The organism is Hymenobacter cellulosivorans, from assembly GCF_022919135.1.
GTDB classification, from domain to species: domain Bacteria; phylum Bacteroidota; class Bacteroidia; order Cytophagales; family Hymenobacteraceae; genus Hymenobacter; species Hymenobacter cellulosivorans.
The window spans coordinates 3,419,240-3,443,477 of the sequence record NZ_CP095049.1 but is presented as its reverse complement, the minus strand read 5'-3'; the positions used below and the strand labels follow the sequence as shown (position 1 = coordinate 3,443,477).

20 protein-coding genes and 1 other RNA gene are annotated in these 24,238 nt (G+C 59.9%); 16 read left to right on the top strand and 5 right to left on the bottom strand.

Annotation, left to right across the window (positions count from 1 at the left end):
* The first annotated feature begins 95 nt into the window (after window positions 1-95).
* The 5 genes from MUN80_RS14595 (at window position 96) to MUN80_RS14575 (ending at window position 6,056) form a co-directional block, all read left to right on the top strand.
* The gene (locus tag MUN80_RS14595; RefSeq protein ID WP_244714078.1) at window positions 96-1,205 is read left to right on the top strand and encodes a Smr/MutS family protein; all 1,110 of its coding nucleotides are present in this window, start codon (window positions 96-98) and stop codon (window positions 1,203-1,205) included.
* A 130-nt stretch (window positions 1,206-1,335) separates the two neighbouring features.
* The gene (locus MUN80_RS14590) at window positions 1,336-2,223 is read left to right on the top strand and encodes an alpha/beta fold hydrolase (RefSeq protein ID WP_244714076.1); all 888 of its coding nucleotides are present in this window, start codon (window positions 1,336-1,338) and stop codon (window positions 2,221-2,223) included.
* A 173-nt stretch (window positions 2,224-2,396) separates the two neighbouring features.
* Entirely contained in the window at window positions 2,397-3,314 is a 918-nt protein-coding gene (locus MUN80_RS14585) for a metallophosphoesterase (protein WP_244714074.1), read from the top strand.
* 210 nt (window positions 3,315-3,524) lie between these two features.
* Window positions 3,525-5,393 (top strand): M1 family metallopeptidase, encoded by a 1,869-nt coding sequence (locus MUN80_RS14580; protein ID WP_244714073.1) that lies wholly within the window; start codon window positions 3,525-3,527, stop codon window positions 5,391-5,393.
* Between the two features lie 9 nt (window positions 5,394-5,402).
* Window positions 5,403-6,056 (top strand): hypothetical protein, encoded by a 654-nt coding sequence (locus tag MUN80_RS14575; RefSeq protein ID WP_244714072.1) that lies wholly within the window; start codon window positions 5,403-5,405, stop codon window positions 6,054-6,056.
* 159 nt (window positions 6,057-6,215) lie between these two features.
* On the opposite strand, the gene MUN80_RS14570 is transcribed toward MUN80_RS14575, so the two are convergent.
* The gene (locus tag MUN80_RS14570) at window positions 6,216-7,457 is read right to left on the bottom strand and encodes a S8 family serine peptidase (protein WP_244714071.1); all 1,242 of its coding nucleotides are present in this window, start codon (window positions 7,455-7,457) and stop codon (window positions 6,216-6,218) included.
* Between the two features lie 545 nt (window positions 7,458-8,002).
* Here MUN80_RS14570 and MUN80_RS14565 point away from each other — a divergent pair.
* The 3 genes from MUN80_RS14565 (at window position 8,003) to MUN80_RS14555 (ending at window position 10,349) form a co-directional block, all read left to right on the top strand.
* Window positions 8,003-8,314 (top strand): hypothetical protein, encoded by a 312-nt coding sequence (locus tag MUN80_RS14565; RefSeq protein ID WP_244714070.1) that lies wholly within the window; start codon window positions 8,003-8,005, stop codon window positions 8,312-8,314.
* Window positions 8,315-8,334: 20 nt separating this feature from the next.
* Window positions 8,335-8,817, top strand: an RNA gene (gene rnpB, locus MUN80_RS14560) — RNase P RNA component class A.
* A 374-nt stretch (window positions 8,818-9,191) separates the two neighbouring features.
* Window positions 9,192-10,349 (top strand): sigma-54-dependent transcriptional regulator, encoded by a 1,158-nt coding sequence (locus tag MUN80_RS14555; protein WP_244714069.1) that lies wholly within the window; start codon window positions 9,192-9,194, stop codon window positions 10,347-10,349.
* Between the two features lie 190 nt (window positions 10,350-10,539).
* Here MUN80_RS14555 and MUN80_RS14550 read toward each other — a convergent pair whose 3' ends face one another.
* A complete protein-coding gene (locus tag MUN80_RS14550) occupies window positions 10,540-11,547 on the bottom strand; it encodes a long-chain-fatty-acid--protein ligase (protein ID WP_244714068.1) in 1,008 nt (335 codons plus the stop codon).
* A gap of 121 nt (window positions 11,548-11,668) precedes the next feature.
* Between MUN80_RS14550 and MUN80_RS14545 the strand changes: the two genes are divergently transcribed.
* Window positions 11,669-12,244: a hypothetical protein gene (locus MUN80_RS14545; RefSeq protein WP_244714067.1), complete on the top strand. Its 576-nt coding sequence runs from the start codon at window positions 11,669-11,671 to the stop codon at window positions 12,242-12,244.
* Window positions 12,245-12,316: 72 nt separating this feature from the next.
* On the opposite strand, the gene MUN80_RS14540 is transcribed toward MUN80_RS14545, so the two are convergent.
* Window positions 12,317-14,731, bottom strand: coding sequence for an alpha-ketoacid dehydrogenase subunit alpha/beta (locus tag MUN80_RS14540; protein WP_244714066.1), 2,415 nt, complete (start codon window positions 14,729-14,731; stop codon window positions 12,317-12,319).
* 217 nt (window positions 14,732-14,948) lie between these two features.
* On the opposite strand from MUN80_RS14540, the gene MUN80_RS14535 reads away from it, so the two are divergent.
* From MUN80_RS14535 to MUN80_RS14520, 4 genes are all read left to right on the top strand, one after another.
* Window positions 14,949-15,731 (top strand): DUF1573 domain-containing protein, encoded by a 783-nt coding sequence (locus tag MUN80_RS14535; RefSeq protein WP_244714064.1) that lies wholly within the window; start codon window positions 14,949-14,951, stop codon window positions 15,729-15,731.
* Window positions 15,732-16,078: 347 nt separating this feature from the next.
* On the top strand, window positions 16,079-17,206 hold the full coding sequence (gene ald / locus MUN80_RS14530; RefSeq protein ID WP_100335339.1) for an alanine dehydrogenase: 1,128 nt from the start codon (window positions 16,079-16,081) through the stop codon (window positions 17,204-17,206).
* Between the two features lie 156 nt (window positions 17,207-17,362).
* Entirely contained in the window at window positions 17,363-17,962 is a 600-nt protein-coding gene (locus MUN80_RS14525) for an SMI1/KNR4 family protein (RefSeq protein ID WP_244714062.1), read from the top strand.
* 17 nt (window positions 17,963-17,979) lie between these two features.
* On the top strand, window positions 17,980-19,884 hold the full coding sequence (locus MUN80_RS14520) for an LTA synthase family protein (RefSeq protein WP_244714060.1): 1,905 nt from the start codon (window positions 17,980-17,982) through the stop codon (window positions 19,882-19,884).
* On the opposite strand, the gene MUN80_RS14515 is transcribed toward MUN80_RS14520, so the two are convergent.
* Entirely contained in the window at window positions 19,885-20,487 is a 603-nt protein-coding gene (locus MUN80_RS14515; RefSeq protein ID WP_244714058.1) for a zinc metalloprotease, read from the bottom strand.
* The gene (locus MUN80_RS14510; RefSeq protein ID WP_244714056.1) at window positions 20,484-20,912 is read right to left on the bottom strand and encodes a type I restriction enzyme HsdR N-terminal domain-containing protein; all 429 of its coding nucleotides are present in this window, start codon (window positions 20,910-20,912) and stop codon (window positions 20,484-20,486) included. The genes MUN80_RS14515 and MUN80_RS14510 overlap by 4 nt, the downstream gene beginning before the upstream one ends.
* Window positions 20,913-21,166: 254 nt before the next feature.
* On the opposite strand from MUN80_RS14510, the gene MUN80_RS14505 reads away from it, so the two are divergent.
* The 3 genes from MUN80_RS14505 (at window position 21,167) to MUN80_RS14495 (ending at window position 24,205) form a co-directional block, all read left to right on the top strand.
* Window positions 21,167-21,940, top strand: a complete 774-nt coding sequence (locus MUN80_RS14505; RefSeq protein WP_100335335.1) for an AMP nucleosidase — start codon at window positions 21,167-21,169, stop codon at window positions 21,938-21,940.
* A 137-nt stretch (window positions 21,941-22,077) separates the two neighbouring features.
* Window positions 22,078-22,509 carry a hypothetical protein gene (locus tag MUN80_RS14500; RefSeq protein WP_244714055.1) on the top strand — a complete coding sequence of 144 codons (432 nt, stop codon included), beginning with the start codon at window positions 22,078-22,080 and terminating at the stop codon, window positions 22,507-22,509.
* 40 nt (window positions 22,510-22,549) lie between these two features.
* The gene (locus MUN80_RS14495) at window positions 22,550-24,205 is read left to right on the top strand and encodes an amidohydrolase (RefSeq protein ID WP_244714053.1); all 1,656 of its coding nucleotides are present in this window, start codon (window positions 22,550-22,552) and stop codon (window positions 24,203-24,205) included.
* Window positions 24,206-24,238 lie beyond the last annotated feature (33 nt).

Here is a 24,238-nt window from a genome sequence, read left to right as displayed (position 1 = left end):
CGCCTCTCGTAGATTGCACGTTGTTGCTCTGCCCCACCCCCGCAACAAGCAGCGTCCAACCATCAACCACCCACCCAGCAACTAACCTTTCCGATATGAACGTAGGAGACCGGGTCCGTTTACTAACCGGCCGCGAAGAAGGCATTATCACCCGCCTGCTCGACAGTGAGCTGGTGGAAGTAGCCATTGACAACGACTTTACTATTCCTGTGCTGCGCCGCGAAGTTGTGGTGGTAGCCGCCGAGGAAACCAAAACCTTCGGGCTAAGCGCCAGCGCCGCCGCTGCCGAAAAGAAAGCCGCCTCGTCGGGCGCTTCCCGCGCGGCCAAGGCGGCCGGTGTAGCCGCCCCGGCCGCCCCCGCCAAGGCTGCCGCAGGGCCTGCGGCGCCGCCGGCCCCCAAGGCCCCACCGGTACAGAAAGGCCTGTATCTGGCCCTGGTACACCAGTCGCCCGAGCTGCTGGCGTTGCACATCATCAACCACACCGACCGGGACGTGCTCTTCACCTACGGCGAGGAGACGGCCGGCAAGTACCGCGCCCTGTATGCCGACAAGCTCAAGGCCAAGTCGGTGAGTGCGCCGCTGGGCCACTGGCACCTCAAGGATTTCGACAAGTGGCCCGCCCCGGTGATTCAGTTGCTGCCCCACTTGCTGAACGACACCACCGCCTACGAGCTGCTCACCAAGCGCGTGCAGTTCAAGGCCAACAGCTTCTACACCAGCCGACAGGCCAACGTGCCGGTGCTGCAGCGCGAGGCGTATTTGTTTCAGCTCGACGAAAAGCCTCCGGTTCCGGTAGCCGTGGCGCCCGAGAAGCTGGCCGAAACCCTGCAGCAGCAGCTTAGCGGCAATGCCCCGGCCAAGCCCGCTGCCGTAGCCCCGGCGCCCGAGCCCGCCAAGGCCCTGGTAGCCCCGCCCCACGAAGTAGACCTGCACCTGGAAGCCCTGGACCCCGAGGCCGCCAAAGCCGAGCCCCCGCTCAGCAACACGGCCATTCTCAAGCTTCAGCTCGAAGCCTTCGAGGATACGCTGAGCCGGGCCCTGGCGACCAACATGCACGAAATCATCTACATCCACGGCTCCGGCAATGGCACCCTACGCAAGGAGCTCCATAAGCTGCTAAGCCGCAACAAGGACATCAAGTTCTTCGAGGACTCCCAGAAAGAGAAGTTCGGCTACGGCGCCACGCTGGTGCGGCTGAAGTAAATTTTCACCATTGGTCGTCATTCCGAGCAAAGTCAAGGAATCTGGCGTGGTATCGTTTGATTACTAATCAACCGTCAGCCCGCCAGATTCCTTGACTTCGCTCGGAATGACGTTCTTTTTTCCGCCTCTTATGCCCAGCGTGTTTGCCCAACCCACGCTCGTCACCCTGCCCGACCAGCGCCGCCTGGAAATAATCCGCCACGGCGACCCTACGCACCAGCCAGTCCTGTTTCACCACGGCTACGCCTCCTCGGGCCTAAGCATTCCGCCCAACGCCGAACTGCTAGCCCAACTGGAGCTGCAAATACTTGCCCCCAACCGCCCCGGCTCCGGCAACTCAGATGTGCACCGCCACCTGACACTGGAGTCCTTTGCCGAAGACGTGTTTTTTGCTCTCGACGCGCTGGGCATCCGTGGGCCGCTGCCGGTGCTGGGCTGGTCGGCGGGCGGCTTGTATGCTCAGGCTCAGGCGGCTCTGTATATCAGCCGCGTCACGGCCCTGCACCTGCTCAGTACCTGCCTGCCGCTGGGGGAGCCCGAAACCTACCGGGCCCTGCCGCCCCGCTGGAAAACCATCAAGTTTCTCAACGACTATGCCGCAGGCCTGGCCAAACCGGTTTTCCGCCGCCTCAGCCAGCAGTGGACCCGGGAGCCTGACCGGATGATTGACCGGTTTATGAACATGCTGGGGCCCGCTGAGCAGGAGGAAGCCGGCAACCCCGTCTCGCGCATGGTTCTGCGCGACGCGGCCCAGCACGCCTTCACCCACCAGGGCCAGGGCGTGTACTACGACGGCCAAGCGCTGTGCCGCCGCCCCGAATTTACGCTGGCTGCCATCCGGGCCCCCACCACTATCTGGCACGGCACCGCCGACTTCATCTGGCACCCCGCGCCGATTCACTACCTCTCCACCCGCCTGCCCCACGCCACCCTGCGCATGCTCCCCGACGAGGGCCACATGCTGTTTCTCAGGTACTGGCGCCAGATTCTGCAACAGGTGCGTAGTGAGTTGAGCTAGCGGAGTGGTTAAAAAGCCGAACGTCATATCGAGCACAGCGAGACATCTTGCGTGCTGCCGTTGCCAGATCAAGCACGACGTTCTTTTTCCAACAACGACTAACAATGACTGACAGCGAGGTTCCTCGGCTTCGCTCGCAATGACGATCTTGTATTTCCTTCTATTCCTACCCTATGCACTACGACTTAATTGGTGATATCCACGGCCACGCCGACGAGCTGCGCCGGCTACTCACCAAGCTTGATTATACCCTACAAAACGGTGTGTACCGCCACCCTACCCGCCAAGTCATCTTTGTAGGTGACTTCGTGGACCGGGGCCCTAGCATCCGGGAAACGCTGCAGATTGTGCGGGCTATGGTTGACGGTGGCGCAGCCCTGGCCGTGATGGGCAACCACGAGTACAACGCCATCTGCTTCTATGAACAGCACCCGCAGGGCGGCCACCTGCGGCCCCACACCCCGCGCAACATCCTGCAGCATGTGCGCACCCTGGAGGAATTCAACGGCCGGGAGTTGTACCAAGAGTGGCACGACTACATCCAGTGGTTCAAGACCCTGCCCCTTTTTCTGGACCTGGGCCAGCTGCGAGTAGTGCACGCCTGCTGGGACCCGCGCCACATCGAGCTGCTGCGCTCCGAGCTGACCGATGACCGGCTTACCGCCGACGTGCTGCTCCGCGCTGCCGACCGCAGCACGCCCGAGTACCTGGCTATCGAAGAAACCCTGAAAGGCAAGGAAATAACGCTGCCGCCCGGCCTGAGCTTCTACGACAAAGACCGGAACGAGCGCACCAAAATGCGCATCCGCTGGTGGTGCAACCCCCAGGGCTGCACCTACGCCGACTACTACCTGGAAAGCATTCCAACCTTGGACGCCCACCCGGTGGACCACGCGGCCCTGCCCGATGCCTACCACTACGCCGAGGAAACCCCGGTCTTTTTCGGACATTACTGGCTGCGTGGCACCCCCCAGATTCTGCGCCCCCACGCCGTCTGCCTCGATTATAGCGTGGCCCGGGGCGGGCAGCTGGTAGCCTACCGCTGGAGCGGCGAACAGGTATTGCGGGCCGAAAACCTGGTAACGGCTTAAGGCCTGGCTTCTCGTCGTCAGTGATGTTGTACCCACACAGGCTGTACCAAAGTATTTTTGGTACAGCCTGTTTGGGTACAGCTTCGGGTGCGTTTTACTCACGCCTGCCTTGGGCAGCTTGCAATGGGGCAGAAAAAGCCCGGCCCTCATCTTCGTTTCACGCAGCCCCGACCCGAACCTCGTTACTTTGCAGTAACCTATTGCTCTTCTATGCCCCTTCCGCTTTCCCGTTTGCTGGCTACGGCCGGCCTGTTGCTCGTTTCCCTGCTGGCCGCGGCCCAACCCACCCTGCCCGTGCCGCTGAATCTGCAGAAAACCTACGCCCGCGGCACCCGCGCCCAGAACGGGCAGCCCGGCCCCAAGTACTGGCAGAATACGGCCGACTACGACCTCAAAATCAGCTTCGACCCTAAAACCCGCCTGGTAGCCGGCACGGTCAGCATCAGCTACGTCAACAACAGCCCCGATTCGCTGCAACAGCTCTGGTTTAAGCTCTACCCCAACCTCTACCAGAAAGGCGCGCCTCGCTCCAGTACCTTCAAGCCCGAGGATATTCACGACGGAGTGAAGATTTCGGCCCTGGCCATCAATGGCCAGACGTTCGATGTGCAGAAACTGCGCATCGATGCCACCAACATGCCCGTGCCAGTCAGCAAAGCCATTGGCCCCAAGCAAACGGCTAAGGTGACCATTGCCTACTCCTACACGCTCAACAAAGGCTCCCACATGCGCACCGGCGAGATTGAGCCCGGCGCCGACTTTGTAGCCTACTTCTTTCCCCGCATTGCCGTGTATGATGATATTGACGGCTGGAACCGCTTCGCCTACAACGGCAGCCAGGAGTTCTACAACGACTTCTGCAACTTCAAAGCCGCCATTACCGTGCCCCGCAACTTCGTGGTGTGGGCTACCGGCGACCTGAAAAATGCCGACCAGGTGCTGACGAAAAAGTACGCCAAGCGCCTGGCCGATGCCGAGCAGAAAGATGCCGTGGTCCACATCATCAACGAGAGTGACCTCAAGCGCCAGGACATTACGGCCGCCAATGCCCAGAACACCTGGCGCTTTGAGGCCCAGAACGTGACGGACTTCGTCTTTGCCACCGCCGACCACTACGTGTGGCAGTCTACGAGCTTGGTGGTAGATCCGGCCACCAAGCGCCGCACCCGCGTGGACGCCGTGTACAACACCAAGCACAAGGACTACCAGGAAGTGGTGCACTTCGCCCGCAAAACGGTGGAGGCCATGAGCTACAGCTTCCCCAAGTGGCCTTTCCCCTACGCCCACGAAACCATCTTCGACGGCCTCGACCAGATGGAGTACCCGATGATGGTGAACGACAACCCCGTGGACTCCCGGGAGGACGCCATTACCCTCACCGACCACGAGATTTTTCACACGATGTTCCCGTTCTACCTGGGCATCAACGAAACCAAGTACGGCTGGATGGACGAGGGCTGGGCCACCATCGGCGAGTGGATTATCAGCAACATTATTGACCCTAAGCTGGTGGACGAGTACGGCGTGGAGCCCTACGCCCGGGCCGCCGATTCGGAAAACGACCTGCCCATCGTCACGCTTAGCACCCAGCAAAACGGCACGCCCTTCTTCCTGAACTCCTACCCCAAGCCCGCCCTGGGTTACTACTATGTGCGGGATTTGCTGGGCGAGGAGCTCTTTACCAAGGCCCTGCACAACTACATCCGCACCTGGAACGGCAAGCACCCCATGCCCTACGACTTCTTCAACTCCATGAACGAGGGCGCGGGGCAAAACCTGAACTGGTTCTGGCAGCGCTGGTTTTTCGACGGCGGCTACCCCGACCTGGCCCTGCAGAGCGTGAGCAAGGAAAGCATCATCGTGGAAGCCAAAGGCAGCAAGCCCATGCCCGTGGATCTGACCGTCACCTACGCCGATAACTCCACCCAGAAGCTGCACCGCACCATTGCCGTGTGGCAGGACGGCAGCAAGACCGTCACGATACCGCTGGATGGCAAAAAGGCCGTGAAGAAAGTGGTGCTAGGCCACACCTACACCCCGGATAATAGCAAGGCAAACAACGTATGGGAGGCGAAGTAAAACAAGCGTATGGCGCCCGAAGAGAACAGCAGCCTGGAAGCTACCCGGGTTGAGGCAGACGAGCTGAGAAGGCAGTTCTACTCGCAGCAAGACCGGCTGGAGGCACTGCTGGCCGTAGATCCGCAGCCGGTATTCACTATCCTTTTCCGCATAACCGGGACGCTGATCCACCTGCTTGGAGTGGAGTCAGGCATTATTGCTCATGACTTCAGCAGCTTTGCCCGGTACCATAAACCCAATAAAAATTGGGCAGAAACGCAGGCGGCGGTGGGAAATTTAGATGGCGGCTTCACCATGAAGGGCTCCGTGTATCGCCGTATCATTTCCAGAATAATGCAGATACAGGACGAGGACCGACTGGACGTGTATGCCGCCACCCCCGATTATCCACGGATGGTGGCGCTGTGTACCCAGCTGCTGGCAACTGAAAACGTTGCCCTGTACCACCAGCAGCTGAAGGAAGCTCAAGCGGTATTCAAAGAGCATGTAACCGGTGACCCACGGGGCGTAAGCACCTACCGCCTGCCCATCCCCATTGATTTTGCGGCGCTGCGCCAAACTACTATCGGCGCCGTCAGGGCGTTTGCTCCGGTCCATGAGTTGGCCCGGCTTATCCTGCCTCTCAATGAGACGCTGCTGGCAGAATTCGAGAAATCAGCTTAGTGCCTTTATTCCATTATCATGATGATGAGTAAGCCTACGGCGGCGAGTAGGGCTAGTTTGGAAATGAGGAAAGCTCGGGCAACGCAGAGCTTCCTTCCATAGAAAAGGCCCGCCGGATATCCAGCGGGCCTTTTCTATGGAAGGAAGCTACTTTGTCTCTTACAGGTGGGCAATGGGGTCGGCTGAGCCGTCGGGGTCATTTTTCACGTTGCCGCTGGTCGTGAAGGCTTTGCCCTTCAGCAATAACACGCCGGCCATGTGGGGCGCGGCCATGGAAGTGCCGCTAATGGTGTTGTAGCCCCCGCTCAGCCAGGTCGACTGGATGCTGACGCCGGGCATGCAGTAGTCCACGGGCGGGTTGCCGAAGTTGGAGAACGAAGCCCAGCTGTCGGTGCTGTTCATGGCCGAGATGGTGTAGATGTTGGCTCCATTCACCCGGGCTGGGGAGTGGTTGTTGGCGTTGTCGGTTTCGTTGCCGGCGGCCAGGGCGAAAAGCACGCCCCCGGCCGAAGCCCGCAGCACGGCATCATCCAAAGCCTGCGACACGCCCCCGCCCAGGCTCATATTGGCCACGTCGCCGGCCTTGCCATTGGCACCTACGTAATCCACACCGGCAATAACCCCGGAGTTGGAGCCGCTGCCACGGGAGTTGAGCACCCGCACGGCTACTACCGTTGCATTGGCAGCCACGCCTACCACACCAATCGTGTTGTTCTTGGCCGCAATGGTACCGGCTACGTGCGTGCCGTGCCCGTTACCGTCGTTGGGGTTGGTATAATCGGCGCCGCTGGTCAAGAACGACTTGCTGCGGGCCACGTCTACGTTCAGGTCGGGGTGCGTCAGGTCGATGCCGCTGTCGATAATCCAGGCGGTGCGGCCGGTGCCATCGGCCGTTCCCACGCGGTTGATGCCGTAGGGCGTTACCTGGGCGGGCTGGGCAGCGGTGCCGCCCCCGCCAGCCGTGGCGCCGGGCTTACCCAGGGAAATAATCTGGTCCTGCTCCACGTAGGCTACCCGCGCATCGGCCCGCAGCTCGTTGGCTTCAGCTGCCGACAGCGTGGCCGAGAAGCCTTTCAGGGCGTGGCCGTAGGCATAGCCCAGGGCCTCGGCGCGGGCTCCCCGCGACTTAAGAATACCCTGTCCTACTTCCTTTACCTTCTTTACTTTCTCCGAGTAGGACTCACTGGCGCTAGTGGCCACCGCGTCATCCTTGAGCACCACGATGTACTGACCCGGAATACCCCCTTCTTCCGATTTGGCTTCGCTGCTGCTGCTCTGGGCCACGCCTGCGTCGGCGGGTTGGGCTTCCTCTTTCGAACAGGCACTGAACATCGTGCTGGCCGCAATGGCCGAAGCACTCACTAACCAAGCAAACCGAGCATTGTGTTGTTTCTTCTGCATTCTACTGGGGGTAAAGGGTGGAAAAGAAAGAAGGCTAAGCAGTTGCGATAAACTCCGACTCACGGTGAGCCGAACCTCGGGTAAGTTATATTTCACACCCGCCCTGGCTGCTGAAGCATTGTACGGACCTAACTAGCTTTTGTCACAAAGAATTCCACCGTTCATTGATATTATTTCAATTTTTACCACATAAGTGCATACATATATCAACTAAACAGCTAATTATCCGCTATAAACGCAGCGTTAAACAGCCTTGAATATAATTTTGATAATAGGAGTAATTATATAATAGAATGGTATAGCTCAGCAGCACCCAGCATACGCACTAAATGTTTTATTCATATTTTAATATGTTCCTTTAAACTCTTATACAGGCAGGCCTTCAACTTTTTATAACCCAGCCGATTGCCTCACCCACCCCTGCTATAATGAAGACGGTACCTAGAGCAGCCCTCCTACTATTAATGGTCATACTGCTGCCCAGAGCCGGGGTTAGCTGCAAGTGTGCACGACTATCCTTTAGGCAGGCCGCGGCTCATTACCCGTTGATTTTTGCCGGCCGTCTGGTTCGGGTAATTCATCCCGCCGACCAGCCAGCAACGACTGTATATCAGTTTGTGGTTACCCGCACCTGGCGCGGGGCCCGGCCCGATACCATTACCCTGCTCACCGACCCCGGCAACTGCGGCTTAGGCATGAGTGTTGGCCTGGAGCCTGGTAAAAGCTACCTGCTCTTCACCGACCCCAAGCAGGGTCTTTCCTCCTGCCATCGAATGAGCAGCACCAACCTGCCGACTAAGACGCAAAAGCTGGACAAACTTTTCCGCCGCCGGCGTTTTCAGCAATTACAAACGTGAAACTAGTACCTTTGCCCGCAGTGATGGGTCGCCCCACCGCGGCAAGGGAGGCAACTCCGGCGACGAGGAAAGTCCGGGCAACGCAGAGCACCCTGCTTCCTAACGGGAAGGACTGGCACGCGTAAAGCAAACCAGGACAGCCAGTGCCACAGAAAAGTACCGCCAGGCGGTGAGTGGTGAGATGGTGAACTAGTGAGTTGCTGTTCAATCTGCGCAAGCAGAACGAAAAACTCACCATTTCACTAATTCACCATCTCACCTTTTGGTAAGGGTGAAAAGGTGCGGTAAGAGCGCACCAGCGGCTGGGTGACCAGGCCGGCTGGGTAAACCTCAGGGGTTGAAAGACCAAATAAGCTGGCACGCACGTCCTTCGGGAAGTGCACCGGGCGGCTCGTCCGGCGCCAGCGGGTAGGTTGATGGAGCCTTTCCGCGAGGACTGGCCTAGATAAATGGTGGGGCCGTGGCAACACGGACAAAACCCGGCTTACAGACTCATCACCAGCTCTACAGACGGCCGCCGCAACTCCCCGAGTGCGGCGGCCGTTTTGCGTAGTCTCACTCGGCCCGTAACAGTAGTACCAAGGCAAAAATAATTGTTGCAGAGCCGGTACCATGTTGACCCTGTTCGCCAACGATTGTTTCTTTCTCCATTTTGTCTCTCCCGGCATGCAAACTGATGTTTCGAAGCCGGGAGGGACAAGACCGGCTCTCCGACGATTGTTTTTGCTCTGAGAAGCAATGAGCAGCCCGTGGGAGAGCCGCCAATTTGCCTTTGCCCATCCGGCCGTACCGCGCCAACTCCGGTTTTTCGTGCCTGGCTACACTGCGCGGCTCACTCTTTTCGTTACATTCGCTCCCCTACTCCTCTTCCAACCCCATGCCCAGAATCCTGATAATTGACGACGAAAAGGCCATCCGGAACACTCTGAAAGAGATTCTGGAGTACGAGAGCTACACCGTCGACCAGGCCGAGGACGGCCCGACCGGCCTCGACATGCTCATCAAGAACAAGTACGACGTGGTGCTCTGCGACATCAAAATGCCCAAGATGGACGGCATCGAGGTGCTGGAGCGGGCCCAGATTGCCTCCCCTGACGCGGCCTTTATCATGGTGTCGGCCCACGGCAACATCGACACGGCCGTGGATGCCACCAAAAAAGGCGCGTTCGACTTCATCCAGAAGCCGCCAGACCTGAACCGCCTGCTCGTAACGGTGCGCAACGCCCTGGACCGCACCAAGCTCGTCACCGAAACCAAAACGCTCAAGAAAAAGATTGCCAAGAGCTCCGAGATGATAGGCTCCTCGCCCGAGCTCGAAGCCGTGCGCAAGCAGATTGCCAAAGTAGCCCCCACCGACGCCCGCGTGCTCATCACGGGGCCCAACGGGGCGGGCAAGGAAATGGTGGCCCGCCAGCTGCACGAGCTCAGCAACCGTGCCGGCGGCCCCATGATTGAGGTCAACTGCGCCGCCATCCCTTCGGAGCTGATTGAATCCGAGCTGTTTGGCCACGAGAAAGGCTCGTTCACGTCGGCGGTGAAGCAGCGCATCGGCAAGTTTGAGCAGGCCGACGGCGGCACTCTTTTCCTGGATGAAATCGGCGACATGAGCCTCTCGGCCCAGGCCAAGGTGCTGCGCGCCCTGCAGGAAAACAAGATTACCCGCGTGGGCGGCGAAAAGGAAATTTCGGTGAACGTGCGCGTCATTGCGGCCACCAACAAGGACTTGCAGCAGGAGATTGCCGACCGCAACTTCCGCGAGGACCTTTACCACCGTCTCTCGGTTATCCTAATCAAAGTGCCGGCCCTGAACGACCGCCGCGACGACATCGGCGACCTGGTGCAGCGCTTCCTGCAGGATATTGCCCGCGACTACGGCGACAAGCCCAAGAACATCGACCCCAAAGCCCTGGAGTACCTCAAAGGCCTCGACTGGCGCGGCAACATCCGCGAATTGCGCAACGTGGTCGAGCGCCTCATCATCATGAGCGACGACACTATCACCGAAGCCGACGCCAAGGCTTTTGCCGGGAAGTAAAAGCTCCATGTCCTTGCAAGGCTGAAGGCCAAAGCATTCCGTCTGCTGTTAGCGACACACGGCCTTTACTTTAAAAAGCCCTTTCCCGTAGCAACGAGAAAGGGCTTTTCATATTTATTAAGGCCGGTCGCTTGAGAGAGGAAGCTCCGTCGCTCCGCTTCGTTGCGCTCAGGATGACAGACAAAAAATTCTACCCGGCCATTTGATTGCAGCCGCGCACATCGGAGTTATCCATGCGGCCCAGCACTTCAAACGAACCATCCGGGTACTGGCGGGCCAGGTCCTTGGTTTCGATAAAGGCGCAGGAGTCGATATTGGCCAGGTCGATGACGTTGATGGCGCCGTCGGGCCGGGTGGAAGATACCGAGAATGGGTCGGCTGGGTCGCGCAGCAGGATGCGTAGCGGCGCGGGGCAGTGGAAACGGCCGTCGCCCAGGCTATAGGCCTGAGATAGTAGCTCGGTCATGCCGTACTCGGAGTGAATACCGGCGGGCCCAAAGGCTTGCTGCAGCTCGGCGTGCAGTTCCTCCCGAATCATTTCGCGGCGCCGCCCCTTCATGCCGCCGGTTTCGAGCACGGTGAGGCCTTGCAACTCGGGCGCAGCCCCGTACTCGGCCACTAAGTCCAGCAGCGCATACGACACGCCGATAAGCATAACGCGGCGCGTGGAGTCTTTTTTGGCTTCGGCCAGGGCTTGCAGCAGCGCGGCATGGTCGTGCAGGAAGAAGGCAGGCTGCGCCTGGCCCGACTCGGTGGCGAAATAATCCACCATAGCCACCAACGACGACTGGCCCTGATCCAGATACGACGGCAAAAGAGCCAGAAAGGTCCACTGGGTGAGCGGCCGGCCGTATACCTGCTCGAAGATACGGGCCGCGTTTTGGCGGTAGAGCTGCGGGTCGCGCACGAGGTGGCGGCTGCGCTGCTGCTGGGTGGTGCCACTGCTCAGAAATACTTCCTGCGGCTCCCACTCCGTGGGCTCGGTGCGCACCTCGTGGGTTTTGAAGAACTCGATAGGCAGGAAAGGGATTTCTTCCAGGTGTGCTATATGCTCTACCTGGCAGCCCAGCAGCCGCAGCCACTGCTGATAGGGCGGACAATGCCGGGCCTGGTGGCGAAACAGGCGGAGCGCCGCCGCTTCGAAGGTGGCAGGCGTAAGGGCCGGAAGGGTGCGGAGAAATTCGTCGCGGAAACTCATTAGGCAGCGGCGTGGTTAGCGAATTAGTATAACAAACCCGGCGGCACTTCGTTGAGAAGTTGTACCTTCCGCCTCTGGGTGCGGCCCCGTTTTTCTACCTCTACTGCTGCTTTCTATGACCATGTTTCGTACTCTGAAAATCGGTACTGCCGCTGCGCTGGTGGCTACAGCCGGGCTACTGACATCTTGCTTGGAGGCACCCGATTACCCGATAGAGCCTCGCATCGACTTCAAGGAACTCCGGGTAGTGCGCTACAGCCCCGGGGGTGGCTTCATACCGACTGATACCATCAAGGTTACGGTTGACTTCACGGACGGAGACGGAGACCTGGGCCTCTCTACTGAAACCGGAGGCGATATTAATGCGCCATATAACCCCACCAACCCCGACGGCACCTATAACCGCACGACGCACAATTATTTCATTACCCCCTACGTTCGGCGGCCCCCCGCGACTGAGTTCTCGCCAGTTATCTTGAATGAGCAAGGGGGTTTTAATAGTCGCTTTCCAAAGCTCTACGTCGAAGGCGGCAAGCCTAGCCCCCTGAAAGGTACGCTTACGCTGGACGTGGTAACAACCTTAGGCAGTCCCTTCCGCCCCGGCGACGAAGTTCGCTTCGAAGTTAGCATCATGGACCGCGCCCTGCACGAGAGCAACAAGATTACGACCTCTAGCTACACCGTACAGCCCCGTTAGGCGCCGCTTCTGATTCCATATAAAAGCCGGCCGGATGTTTCAGCATCCGGCCGGCTTTTGCTTGTAGTAGCCTTAGTAAATGGTCGGAAAACGCTTGGGGTCGGCTTCGTGCATGAGCTCATACACGGCGTCGAATACGTCCTCCGCGTTGGGCTTGGAGAAATAGTCACCGTCGGAGCCGTAGGGCGGACGGTGAGCCTGGGCGGCAAGGCAGCGGGGCTGGGAATCGAGGAAGCGGTAGCCCTGTTGCTCGTCGAGCACGTGCTGCATCATGTAGGCCGTGGCCCCGCCGGGCACGTCTTCGTCGGCAAACAGTACCCGGTTGGTTTTGCGCAGGCTGTCGGCAATGACGTGGTCAATATCAAAGGGCAGCAGGGTCTGCACGTCGATGATTTCCACCGAAATGCCCACCTCGGCCAGTTGCCGGGCGGCATCCTGCACGATGCGGCACATCGAGCCGTAGGTCACGATAGTAATATCCTGGCCTTCCTGCAGGATTTCGGGTACGCCCAGAGGTACCGTGAATTCGCCCACGTTCTGCGGAATCCGCTCCTTGAGGCGGTAGCCGTTCAGGCACTCAATGACGAGAGCCGGCTCGTCGGAGCGCAGCAACGTGTTATAGAAGCCGGCGGCCTGGGTCATGTCGCGGGGCACCAGTACGTGCATACCGCGGATGCTGCTCAAAATCATCCCAATAGGAGAGCCGGAGTGCCAGATGCCTTCCAAGCGGTGGCCGCGGGTGCGTACAATCAGCGGAGCTTTCTGCCCGCCCTTGGTGCGGTACTGCAGGCAGGCCACATCGTCGCTCAGAATCTGGATAGCGTAGAGCAGGTAGTCCAGGTACTGGATTTCGGTGATGGGCCGCAGGCCGCGCAGCGCAGCGCCAATCCCCTGCCCCACGATGGTGCATTCCCGGATACCGGTGTCGGTCACGCGCAGCTCCCCAAACTTGTCCTGCAAGCCGGCAAACGCCTGGTTCACGTCCCCGATTTTACCCACGTCCTCCCCGATGGCGAAGATGGTCGGGTCGCGGCGGAAGTTGGCCTCGAAGCAAGCCTGCAGCACTTCCCGGGCATCGACTTGGGGCGTGTTGGCCGCAAACTCGGCGGGCACGACCTCAATATTCAACGCCGCCTGCTCGCTCTGGCTGTAGAGGTAGGAGTTGTAGCGGTCCGAATTTTCGGCCAAGGCCTGCTCCAGATGGTTTTGCAGGCTGCGGCGGGCACCACTACGCGTATCGCGCACCAGGCGCAGGGCCCGCTTGATGGTGCGTACAATGTCGGCACGGATGGGCGTCGGGTTGTGGCGCAGCTGCTCCACCATTTCGTGGAGGCGGTTTTCCTCCCCGGTTTCAGCCACCAGCTTTTCCAGCAGCGCCACGGCCTCGTCGCGCTCCTGCTTGATGGGGTTGAAAAACGAATCCCAGGCGGCCACGCGGGCTTTTTTCACCACGTCTTTGGTTTCACTCTCAATCTGGTCGAGCTCCTCGGCTGAGGCGTGGCCTTCGCTGAGCAGCCACTCGCGCATTTTGCGCAGGCAGTCGTGCTCTTCTTCCCAGCTCAGGCGCTCCTTGCTCTTGTAGCGCTCGTGGGAGCCGGAGGTGGAGTGGCCCTGGGGCTGGGTTACTTCCGTGACGTGAATCAGAACGGGCACATGCTCGCGGCGGCAGACCTCAGCGGCCCGCAGGTAGGTATCGACCAACGCCGGGTAGTCCCAGCCCTTGACCACGAAAATTTCGAAGCCCTGCTCGCCTGGCGCGTTGCGCTGAAAGCCAGCCAGGATTTCGCTGATGCTCTGCTTGGTGGTCTGGTACTCGGCGGGCACCGAAATGCCGTAGTGGTCATCCCAGACCGAAATCAGCATCGGAATCTGGAGCACGCCGGCCGCATTGATGGCCTCGAAGAACATGCCTTCCGAGGTGCTGGCGTTGCCAATCGTACCAAAGGCTACCTCGTTGCCATTCACCGAAAACTGCGTCAACTCGTGCAGTTCGGGGTTTTGGCGGTAGAGCTTGGAGGCATAGGCCAGGCCCACGAGGCGGGGCATCTGGCCGGCAGTGGGCGAAATATCGGCCGAGGAGTTCTTGAGTTCTGCCAGGTTTTTGAAGTTGCCGTCTTCGTCGAGCAGCCGGGTGGCGAAGTGGCCGTTCATGGCGCGGCCGGCGGTGGCGGGCTCGGCTTCGGCGTCGGGGGTGGCGTAGAGCTGGGCAAAGTACTGCTGCAGGGTCAGTTCGCCGGCGGCCAGCATAAAGGTCTGGTCGCGGTAGTAGCCGGAGCGGAAGTCGCCGGGCTGGAAGGCGCGGGCCATGGCCAGCTGGGGCAGCTCTTTGCCGTCGCCGAAGATGCCGAATTTGGCTTTGCCCATGAATACTTCCTTGCGGCCGGCCAGGGAGGCCTGCCGGCTTTCCCAGCCCAGGCGGTAGTCGCGGAGCAATTCTTCTTTGCTTAGGGCGGCAGCGGCCGCTACGAGGGGTTCAGCAGTGGGCATATCGAAAGGAAGTAGGCGGGAATTGGAGGCAAAAAATCGGGGTGGGAACGAATGCCCGCCGGAGCAGGCGCACAAAAGTACGGATTTGGGCGCGAGCTTTCACGAGGCGGCTTTCTGGCACCCCTACGAATCAGGCGCGTTTTTGTCTATCTTTGGCTGACAGGCCACGCCGGTGGCCGCCCGTTTTGCCTTCGTCTATCCTCTACTTGCTTTACTTATGAAAAATCTCGCCTCCTTTTTCCTGGCTCTGGTACTGGGAGCCGCCAGCTTTGGAGCCCGCGCCCAGGGCGTCATGACGTTCGAGAAAGAAGCCCACGACTTCGGCAACGTGGCTGAGGGCACCATGGCTACGCACGAGTTCAAGTTCAAGAATACCGGTAATCAGCCCATCATTATTGCCAACGTGCAGGCCAGCTGCGGCTGCACCACTCCCGACTGGACCAAAACGCCCGTTTTGCCCGGCAAGAGCGGCATCATCAAGGCCATGTACAGCAGCGCCGGCCGGCCCGGTATTTTCAACAAAACCGTAACCGTGACCAGCAACGCCAGCACGCCCAGCGCCGTGCTCAGCATTAAGGGTAACGTGCTGAACAAGGAAGAGGTGAAAGCTACGCTCACGCCGGCCCAGCTGGCACAGTCGCCCCGCCTGGTGCTGGACCGCACCAGCCACGACTTTGGCAAGATGGAAGCCGGCCAGCAGCCCGTGGCCAAGTTTACGGTGCGCAATACCGGTAAGCAGGATCTACAGCTCGGCGCCCTGACTTCGTCGTGCAACTGTGTGGGCTACAAAGCTACGCCGGCCCCGATTAAGGCGGGCCAGAGCGCTACGGTAGAACTGATTTATGCCCAGCGCCAGGTTGGTACCGTGAGCGACATAGTCACTATCGGCTCGAACGACCTGCACGGCGACGCCAAGCTGACGCTGAAAGCCAACGTGGTGCGCGACCTGAACGCGGCCAGCATGGTAAAGGAAAGCGGCGTGGCCGTGCCATTCAAGTAGGTCTAGCCAGACCCATTTGTAGGATCTGTCATCCGGCCTTTCTGGCCCGAATGAGAAGGTTACTGTTACAACAAAAAGCCCTTTGCCAACGGTTGGCAAAGGGCTTTTTGTTGTAACAGTAATTTGGTAGGGGTAGATGAGCAAGCGCCTTCACTTTGCTTCGCGCCGGCTCAAGATGCCCGCTCCGGTTGGAGATTTTTGTACGGAGCTACTTTGCCCTCTTGTGCAACCCGGTGGAACCTTCCTTGTCAATAGCCGCATTTTACACCCACGAAGCCGGCTTCTTTTGTATCTTTGCGGCCGTTTTCAGATAGTATTTCCCCTCCACCCACTCTTCAGTTCCTCCCATGATCATCGGCGTACCGAAAGAAATCAAAAACAACGAAAACCGTGTCGGCCTCACCCCAGCTGGTGTGGCTGAATTCCGCAAGCACGGCCACGACGTGTATGTGCAAGCCACGGCCGGTGAAGGCAGCGGTTTTCAGGACGCTGAGTACGAGCAGGCTGGCGCTACCATCCTGCCTACCATTGCGGCCGTGTACGAGAAGGCCGAAATGATTGTGAAGGTAAAAGAGCCGATCAAGGAGGAATACAACCTGATTAAGGAAGGCCAGCTGCTGTTCACCTACTTCCACTTTGCCTCGGGCGAGGAACTGACCCACGCTATGATTGAGCGCAAAGCGGTGTGCCTGGCCTACGAAACCGTAGAACTGCCCTCGCGCGCCCTGCCTTTGCTTATCCCGATGAGCGAGGTGGCTGGCCGCATGGCCCCCCAGGAAGGTGCCAAGTACCTGGAGAAACCCCTGAAAGGCCGCGGCATTCTGCTCGGCGGCGTACCCGGCGTAAAGCCCGCCCACGTGCTGGTACTCGGCGGCGGTATCGTTGGTACCCAGGCTGCTAAAGTAGCCGCCGGCCTCGGCGCCCAGGTAACCATCATGGACATCAGCCTGAACCGTCTGCGCGAATTGGACGATTTCATGCCCAAGAACGTGGTAACCCAGTACTCGAACGAGTACAACATCCGCGAAGCCATCAAAACCGCCGACCTCGTGGTGGGTGCCGTCCTGATTCCCGGCGCCAAGGCTCCGCACCTGATTACCCGCGAAATGCTCAAGACCATGCGCCCCGGTACGGTGCTCGTGGACGTGGCCGTGGACCAGGGTGGCTGCATCGAGACCTGCGTGCCCACGACCCACGAAAACCCTACTTTCATCATCGACGACATCGTGCATTACTGCGTGGCCAACATGCCCGGTGCCGTACCGTACACTTCGACTCTGGCGCTGACCAACGCCACGTTGCCTTACGCCGTGAAGCTGGCCAACCTGGGCTGGCAGGAAGCCTGCCGCCGCGACGCCTCGCTGCGTCTGGGCCTGAACGTGGTGCACGGCGAAGTGGTGTACCCCGGTGTGGCCGAAGCCTGGAATCTGCCGCTGGTAAGCGTGGATACCGTGCTGGAAGGCGCCACCGCCTAAGCTTTTTAAGTACCAAAAAAAGCCTTCCCGACTCATCCTCGGGAAGGCTTTTTTTCTGTAGCGCGCCGCTCCAGCGGCGTGTTTCGTTGCACGAATTTCGCGGGCACCCCGTTTGGGTCCTGACGACCCGCGGGGCTGGAGCTTCGCGCTACTTTCATGAAAGGAATTCTGTATACCGGCGGCGAGTTGACTGACCTAGTAAGCTTTGCCCGCCTTCCCTCCTATCTGCAGACCTTTTTGCGCGAGCAAAACGGCGTGGTGGCTTACTTTGGTGGATTGCACATCCGGGGCTGCGTGCAGGAGCCCACCTGGCACTCCTTGCACACCGCCTGGCAAAGCGGAGCTGCTTTCTGGCACACCTACGCGGAAGTGCTGGAAACCGACATTCCCTTTGCCCAGGACTGTGTGGGCAACCAGTTTCTGCTGCGCGGCGACGCGGTGCTGTTTCTGGACACCGAAACCGGGGAGCTGGCCGATCTGGAAGTCGACTTCAAGCACTTTCTATTCGGAGTTGAGAAGTTTCCGCTCGATGCCCTGGGCATGGAGCCGCTGCGCGCGTTTCAGCAGCGGGGCGGCAAGCTGGAGCCCGGTCAGTTGTTGAGCGTTGTGCCGCCCTTGTGCATCAAATCGGCGGTGAAACCGACGCTGAAGCCGGAACCCGTGGCTGAGCGGCTGAGTTTTCTGGCCAGCTTTTACAAGCAGATCAAAGACTTGCCCGACGGCCAGAATATTCACCTTAAGCCCAGCCAGGACTAACGCCGTTGACTGCCCGCATGATTTCCCCGCTGTTGCGTTTGCTGGTGCGCCGCCTGCTGTTGCTCATGGGCGCTTACGTGTTCTTGCGTTTGGGCTTTTACTGGGCCAACTATGCGGCATTTCAGGAAGCTAGTCTCAACCAGGTGCTCTGGGCTTTTCTGCACGGCTTCCGGTTCGATATTTCGGCCATTCTACTGCTGAATATTCCCTTCCTGCTGCTGTCGTTGGTTCCTAGCTTTGGCCGCAGCTGGCAACGGGCGCTGCGCGGAGTGTATTTGGTGCTGAATGCACTGGGGCTGGCCGTCAACCTGATTGACACTATCTACTTTAAGTTTATCGGGCGGCGCACCAGCAACGAGTTGTTTACCATTACCGGCGACATTCAGCGGCAAGCCGGGCAGCTGGTAGGCCATTACTGGTTCCTGCTGATTCCTTTTAGTCTGCTGTTTGGGCTGCTGTGGTATTTCTACCCGATGCCTACGGTCCGGGATGCCGAGTACTATGCCCGTGAGCCGCGCACTATCCGCCGCTTTGGCCGCGTGGCGCTGGAAATCGTGGTGCTGGCTGCTTTTACCGTGCTCGGTATTCGGGGTGGCCTGCAGCTCAAGCCCTTGCGCACCGGCCACGCCTTTATGCAGACCTCGCCCCCGATTCTGGGCCACGTCACGCTGAACAGCACCTTTACCTTCCAGAAAAGCTTTGGCTACGAGCCCGTAGAGCGGCGCAACTACTTTACTACGCCAGCAGCCTTGCAGCAGGCGCTGGCTATTCACAAGCCCCTGCCCCGCTCCGGTGCCCCGCGCGACAACGTGGTGATTCTGCTCATCGAAAGCTTTGCCTCGGAGTACAACGGCATCGAAAACGGCGGCAAGGGCTACACCCCGTTTTTCGACTCGTTGGCGACGCAGGGCCTGTTTTTCCGGGACCACTACGCCAACGGCCGCCGCTCCATCGAGTCGTTGCCGGCGGTGCTGGCGGGTTTGCCCGGGCTGATGGACAGCCCGTTTATCACCTCCAATTTCCAGACCGACGAGCTGCACGGCCTGGGCGAGCTGCTGGGCCGCCACGGCTATTCAACTTCCGTATTTCACGGGGCCGAAAACGGCACCATGGGCTTCAATACCTTCAGTGGCATTGCCGGCATGCAGCGCTACTACGGGCTGAACGAATACCCCGGCGGGGCCAAAAGCCCGGATTACGATGGCCACTGGGGCATCTTCGACGAGCCCTACCTGCAGTACTTTGCCCGGGAGCTGGGCCAGCAGAAGGAGCCGTTTTTGTCCACGGTGTTCACCCTGACTTCGCACGAGCCGTTTCCGGTACCGGCCAAGTACAAGGGCAAATTCGCGCCCGGCGAGCTGCCGATTCACGCTTCCATCGGTTACACCGATTTTGCCCTGCAGCAGTTCTTCAAAGCCGCCAGCAAGCAGCCTTGGTTTAACCGCACGCTGTTCATCATCCTGGCCGACCACACTTCCCAGACCCTACGCCCCGAGTACCAGAACGTGCTGGGTTCCTTCAAAACGCCACTGCTGCTCTACCATCCCGGGGGCCCGCTGCCCGCCGCCGACGTGCACCGCATCACCCAGCAGGCCGACGTGACGCCCACCGTCATCGACTACCTGGGCATTGCGGCCGAGAAGCAGCTGCTGCCCTTTGGCTACTCCGTGTTTGATAACCGCACCAGCGGCCGGGCCATCTTTCTGCGCGACAATTCCCACTTCCTGGTGCACCGCGACTTCGTGACGGAGCTGACGGCCACCAACCAGGTGCGGCTCTACCCCTACCAGACGCACAGCATGCCCGCCGAGCCGCTGAAAAACCCCGACCCGCAGAAGCTCAAACAGTACGGCGACGAGCTCAAAGCCTGCCTGCAGCTCTTCACCAACGGCTTGCTGGATAACTCCCTGTATAAGCGCTGATTACCACGCCAGCCGCGCCCGGCACTCCCGGCAAAGCTGCTCCCGGGCACGGTCGACGGTAGCGGCACGGCCGCGGGCATCCTGCATAAAGCACGTGGCCGTACCCGACTGGCAGTGGGGCAAGCTGAGCAAGTGCCCCACTTCGTGCAAACTAACTTTGCGCAGCCGGTCGGTCCGGCCCCCGAGCCGAAAGGAGGATACCACGCAGGCATTGCCCCCGGCATGATTGGCCAGGCCCATTACGCCCCAGTGCGGCCGGCGGGTGCCGTCCTCAATTTCTACGTCCTTAGTCGTCAGGGCCAGAATTTTGCCGGTGGTGCTGTCGGGTAGCAGTAATTGCAGGTGCTCCAGCACCGCGGCGGCCCGGTGCCGGTGGCGCACCCGGCAAATGGTAGCTGCAGTGTGGTGCTGGGTGGGTAGCAGGTGCACCGGGCGGCCATAGAATTTCTGCACGGCCTCTCGCACGATTTGCACCCGCTCGGCGGGCAGCTCATCAAACGAAGTGAGGTACAGTACCTGCGGGCGCGAATGACAGCCAACTGCCAAGCCTAGTAGTAACAAACTGCCCAGCCAGAACCGCAGTCCCTTGCAGACCGGTATCATGAGGCGTCGGGGTGGGCCAGGGCCAGTAGCTCCAGCGCCTCGGCGTAGGTGGGAATAAAAGACAAGGCTTGATTGGTACGGTTCAGGGAATGGACCCGCCAGCAGAAGTGCTGCACCCCGTTCGTGACCAGCAGCAGCGGAGCCCCGATGGTTTGGTTATAGGTACCGATCTGCATGGCTACGGCACTCGTCAGGGCCACCGAGGAGGCCTTGCACTCGACCAGCAGCAACGGTTTGCCGCTGGCATCAAAGGCGCAGAGGTCGGTGCGCTTCTGGCGCTTGTTGTAGGCGTGGCCCCGTTCCAGGCTCAGCAGGCTTTTCGGATACCCCAGGTGGTCAATCAGATAGTGTACCACGTGCTGACGGACCCATTCCTCGGGCGTGAGCACCACTTGTTTGCGGCGCAGAATATCCCAGATTAGCAAATTTTCGCCGGATTGGGTAACTTTGTACCCGAAAGGCGGCAGATTCAGTTCTTGCATCACCTACAAAGGTACGGCCCGGAGCCTCTGCTACAGCTTTTCGTCCGGGTACCGTCGTACAGTTGTTCGACGGTTTTTTTGTACCCGAGCGGTGCATGAGTGAAATGGTGAATGAGTGAGTTTCTTCTCTAATTCCTCGTTTGCTTTATCCCTCCTACTTCACTCATTCGCTCATTCACTCATTCACTCTTTCCCACATGAAAACCAAAGCCGACATTGTCGAGAACTGGCTGCCCCGCTACACCGGCGTGCCCCTGAACGAGTTTGGCCAGTATATTCTGCTGACCAACTTTATTAACTACGTCACGATGTTCGCCGAGCAGTTCGGCGTCGAAATTCGGGGCATCGACAAGCCCATGCAAACGGCTACGGCCAACAACATCACCATCATCAACTTCGGCATGGGCTCCCCCATGGCCGCTACCGTGATGGACTTGCTGGGTGCCATTAAGCCCAAGGCGGCGCTGTTTTTGGGCAAGTGCGGCGGGTTGAAAAACAAGACCAAGCTCGGCGACCTCATCCTGCCCATCGCCGCCATTCGCGGCGAAGGTACTTCGGACGACTATCTGCCGGCCGAAATTCCGGCTCTGCCCTCCTTCCGCTTGCAGCGGGCCGTGAGCAGCATGATCAAGAAGCACGAGAAGGACTACTGGACCGGCACGGTGTACACCACCAACCGCCGTGTATGGGAGCATGACGAGAACTTCAAAGATTACCTGCGCCAGATCCGGGCTATGGCCGTAGATATGGAAACGGCCACGATTTTCACCGTGGGCTTTGTCAATGAAATTCCCCACGGCGCCCTGCTGCTGGTGAGCGACAACCCGATGACGCCCGAGGGCGTGAAAACTTCTGAGAGCGACAAAAAGGTTACATCCGACTACGTGACCTCCCACCTGCAAATCGGTATCGATTCGCTGATTGAGCTGCAGAACTCGGGCGAATCGGTGAAGCACATGCGCTTCGAGTAGGCAGAATATACCGTTTGCACGGTTGAGCTAGCTACTTAAAAATCCCCGGCACCACCCATGGTGCCGGGGATTTTTCGTAATCTGCGGCTTCAAACCTGCACTCCACCTACCTCGAACCACACTATTTTGTCCCGCTTATGGCCTTGTTTTCTACCGCTTACCTGGAAATAACTTACGACACCACCCGGCAGGTACTCGTGGCTAAATGGCTGCGCGGGGTGATGCCCTTCGAGCTGCACCGCGGCTACCACGCCTTGCTCGAGGCGGCCGTGGAGCACGACTGCCGGTTTTGGCTGCTGGACGTGCGCCGCCGCGCCGGTATCGACTCGGCCGATATCCTCTGGACCCTGAACGAGTTCTTGCCCCTGGTGCATCCTCGCCTGAAGCGCACGACGTACCTGGCCTTCCTGATGCTGCCCCACCACCTGGCCGGCGACCTGTCGGATGGCCGGGTGCCCGACGCAACTTACTACGACAACCGGCCCTACCGCAACGAGCGGTTTACGGACGAGGAGCCAGCCCTGGAGTGGCTGCAGCAGTGCCAACACATGGAAACTGTGCCCCGCTAAACCCAACCACCGAAAGGCAGCGGCTGCGTACCTTCGCCGCATGACTTCCTACCGCCGCCTCGCGCTGTTGCCCTTGCTGGGCGCACTAGCCGCTTCCTGCTCCACCTCCTCCCGCCAGCCCGCCGACCTGCTGGTCTACAACGCCACGGTGTATACTGTGGACTCTACCTTTTCCCAGGCCCAGGCCTTTGCCGTGCAGGACGGCAAGTTTGTAGCCGTGGGCTCGGCCGACGAGTTGCGCCAGAAGTTTCAGGCCAAGCAGGAAGTAGACGCCCAGGGGCAGTTTATCTACCCTGGCTTCTACGATGCCCACTGCCACTTCTACCGCTACGCCCTGGGGTTGCGCGATGCTGATTTGGTCGGGACTACTTCCTGGGATGCCGTGCTGCAAAAGCTGCAGCAGCACCGGCAGCAGTACCCGCAGGCCGCCTGGCTCACGGGCCGGGGCTGGGACCAGAACGACTGGGCCGACAAGCAGTTTCCGACCAAAGACGAGCTGGATAAGCGCTTCCCCGACGTGCCCGTATTCATTATCCGGGTGGATGGGCACGCCGCGCTGGTCAACCAGAAAGCCCTGGACCTGGCCGCGGTGACGGCAAGCACGCCCATCAGCGGCGGCACCATCACCCGCGACGCCCAGGGCAAGCTGACGGGTTTGCTGGTCGATAACGCCGTGGATTTGGTATCGGTGAAGATACCCGAGCCGACGCCCGCTGAAGCCAATACCCTGCTCTTGCAGGCCCAGCAGCTATGCCTGGCGGTAGGGCTGACCAGCCTGGCTGACGCCGGTCTTGATAAAGCCAACATCGACCGGATGGAAGCGTTGCAGAAGCAGAATAAGCTTAAGCTGCGCCTCTACACCATGCTCAACCCAACGGCGGCCAACAAGGAGTTCTACTTCAAGAACGGCCCCGTATACCAGGACCGGCTCACGGTCAATTCCTTTAAGGTGTATGCCGATGGCGCCCTGGGCTCCCGCGGGGCCTGCCTGGTCGAGCCTTACCACGACCGGCCCAAGGAAACCGGCTTTTTGCTCTCGACGGAGAAGGAATACCGCGCTCTGGCCAAGGAAATTGCGGCCAGCAAGTTCCAGATGAACACCCACGCCATCGGCGACTCAGCCAACCGCATCATCCTTAATATCTACGGGGAGGCCCTGCAAGGCCAGAAAGACCGGCGCTGGCGCATCGAGCACGCCCAGGTCATCACCCCGGCCGATATGCCCAAATTCGGGCAGTTCGGCATCGTGCCCTCGGTGCAGCCTACGCACGCTACCTCGGACATGTACTGGGCCGGGGAGCGGCTGGGGCAAGACCGCCTGAAAACGGCCTACGCCTACGAGGAGCTGCGCAAGCAGTACGGGCAGGTGGCCATCGGCTCCGACTTCCCGGTGGAAGACATCAACCCGCTGTTTGGCTTCCACTCGGCCGTGGCCCGGCAGGATGCCAAGAACTACCCCAGCGGCGGCTTCCAGATGGAAAACGCCCTGAGCCGCCCCGATGCCCTGCGCGGCATGACCACCTGGGCCGCCCACGCCGCCTTTGAAGACAAACAGAAAGGCAGCATCAAGCCCGGTATGGCCGCCGACTTCGTGGTCCTGAACAAGGACTTGCTCAAAGCCCCCGCCACCGAGCTGCGCGGGGCCCAGGTGCAACAGACCTGGATTGCCGGCGAACAGGTGTACAAGCGCAAGTAGCCGTGGTGGCGATCCACTTCACGGGTTGGCAGT

Excerpts from the sequence above, each read along its gene's own strand:
- MUN80_RS14505 (WP_100335335.1), top strand. The coding sequence starts at position 21,167 with ATGAAAACCAAAGCCGACATTGTCGAGAACTGGCTGCCCCGCTACACC.
- MUN80_RS14525 (WP_244714062.1), top strand. The coding sequence starts at position 17,363 with ATGAAAGGAATTCTGTATACCGGCGGCGAGTTGACTGACCTAGTAAGC.
- MUN80_RS14575 (WP_244714072.1), top strand. The coding sequence starts at position 5,403 with ATGGCGCCCGAAGAGAACAGCAGCCTGGAAGCTACCCGGGTTGAGGCA.
- MUN80_RS14515 (WP_244714058.1), bottom strand. The coding sequence starts at position 20,487 with ATGATACCGGTCTGCAAGGGACTGCGGTTCTGGCTGGGCAGTTTGTTA.
- MUN80_RS14520 (WP_244714060.1), top strand. The coding sequence starts at position 17,980 with ATGATTTCCCCGCTGTTGCGTTTGCTGGTGCGCCGCCTGCTGTTGCTC.
- MUN80_RS14585 (WP_244714074.1), top strand. The coding sequence starts at position 2,397 with ATGCACTACGACTTAATTGGTGATATCCACGGCCACGCCGACGAGCTG.
- MUN80_RS14540 (WP_244714066.1), bottom strand. The coding sequence starts at position 14,731 with ATGCCCACTGCTGAACCCCTCGTAGCGGCCGCTGCCGCCCTAAGCAAA.
- ald (WP_100335339.1), top strand. The coding sequence starts at position 16,079 with ATGATCATCGGCGTACCGAAAGAAATCAAAAACAACGAAAACCGTGTC.
- MUN80_RS14570 (WP_244714071.1), bottom strand. The coding sequence starts at position 7,457 with ATGCAGAAGAAACAACACAATGCTCGGTTTGCTTGGTTAGTGAGTGCT.
- MUN80_RS14595 (WP_244714078.1), top strand. The coding sequence starts at position 96 with ATGAACGTAGGAGACCGGGTCCGTTTACTAACCGGCCGCGAAGAAGGC.
- MUN80_RS14500 (WP_244714055.1), top strand. The coding sequence starts at position 22,078 with ATGGCCTTGTTTTCTACCGCTTACCTGGAAATAACTTACGACACCACC.
- MUN80_RS14555 (WP_244714069.1), top strand. The coding sequence starts at position 9,192 with ATGCCCAGAATCCTGATAATTGACGACGAAAAGGCCATCCGGAACACT.
- MUN80_RS14545 (WP_244714067.1), top strand. The coding sequence starts at position 11,669 with ATGTTTCGTACTCTGAAAATCGGTACTGCCGCTGCGCTGGTGGCTACA.
- MUN80_RS14535 (WP_244714064.1), top strand. The coding sequence starts at position 14,949 with ATGAAAAATCTCGCCTCCTTTTTCCTGGCTCTGGTACTGGGAGCCGCC.
- MUN80_RS14495 (WP_244714053.1), top strand. The coding sequence starts at position 22,550 with ATGACTTCCTACCGCCGCCTCGCGCTGTTGCCCTTGCTGGGCGCACTA.
- MUN80_RS14580 (WP_244714073.1), top strand. The coding sequence starts at position 3,525 with ATGCCCCTTCCGCTTTCCCGTTTGCTGGCTACGGCCGGCCTGTTGCTC.
- MUN80_RS14590 (WP_244714076.1), top strand. The coding sequence starts at position 1,336 with ATGCCCAGCGTGTTTGCCCAACCCACGCTCGTCACCCTGCCCGACCAG.
- MUN80_RS14550 (WP_244714068.1), bottom strand. The coding sequence starts at position 11,547 with ATGAGTTTCCGCGACGAATTTCTCCGCACCCTTCCGGCCCTTACGCCT.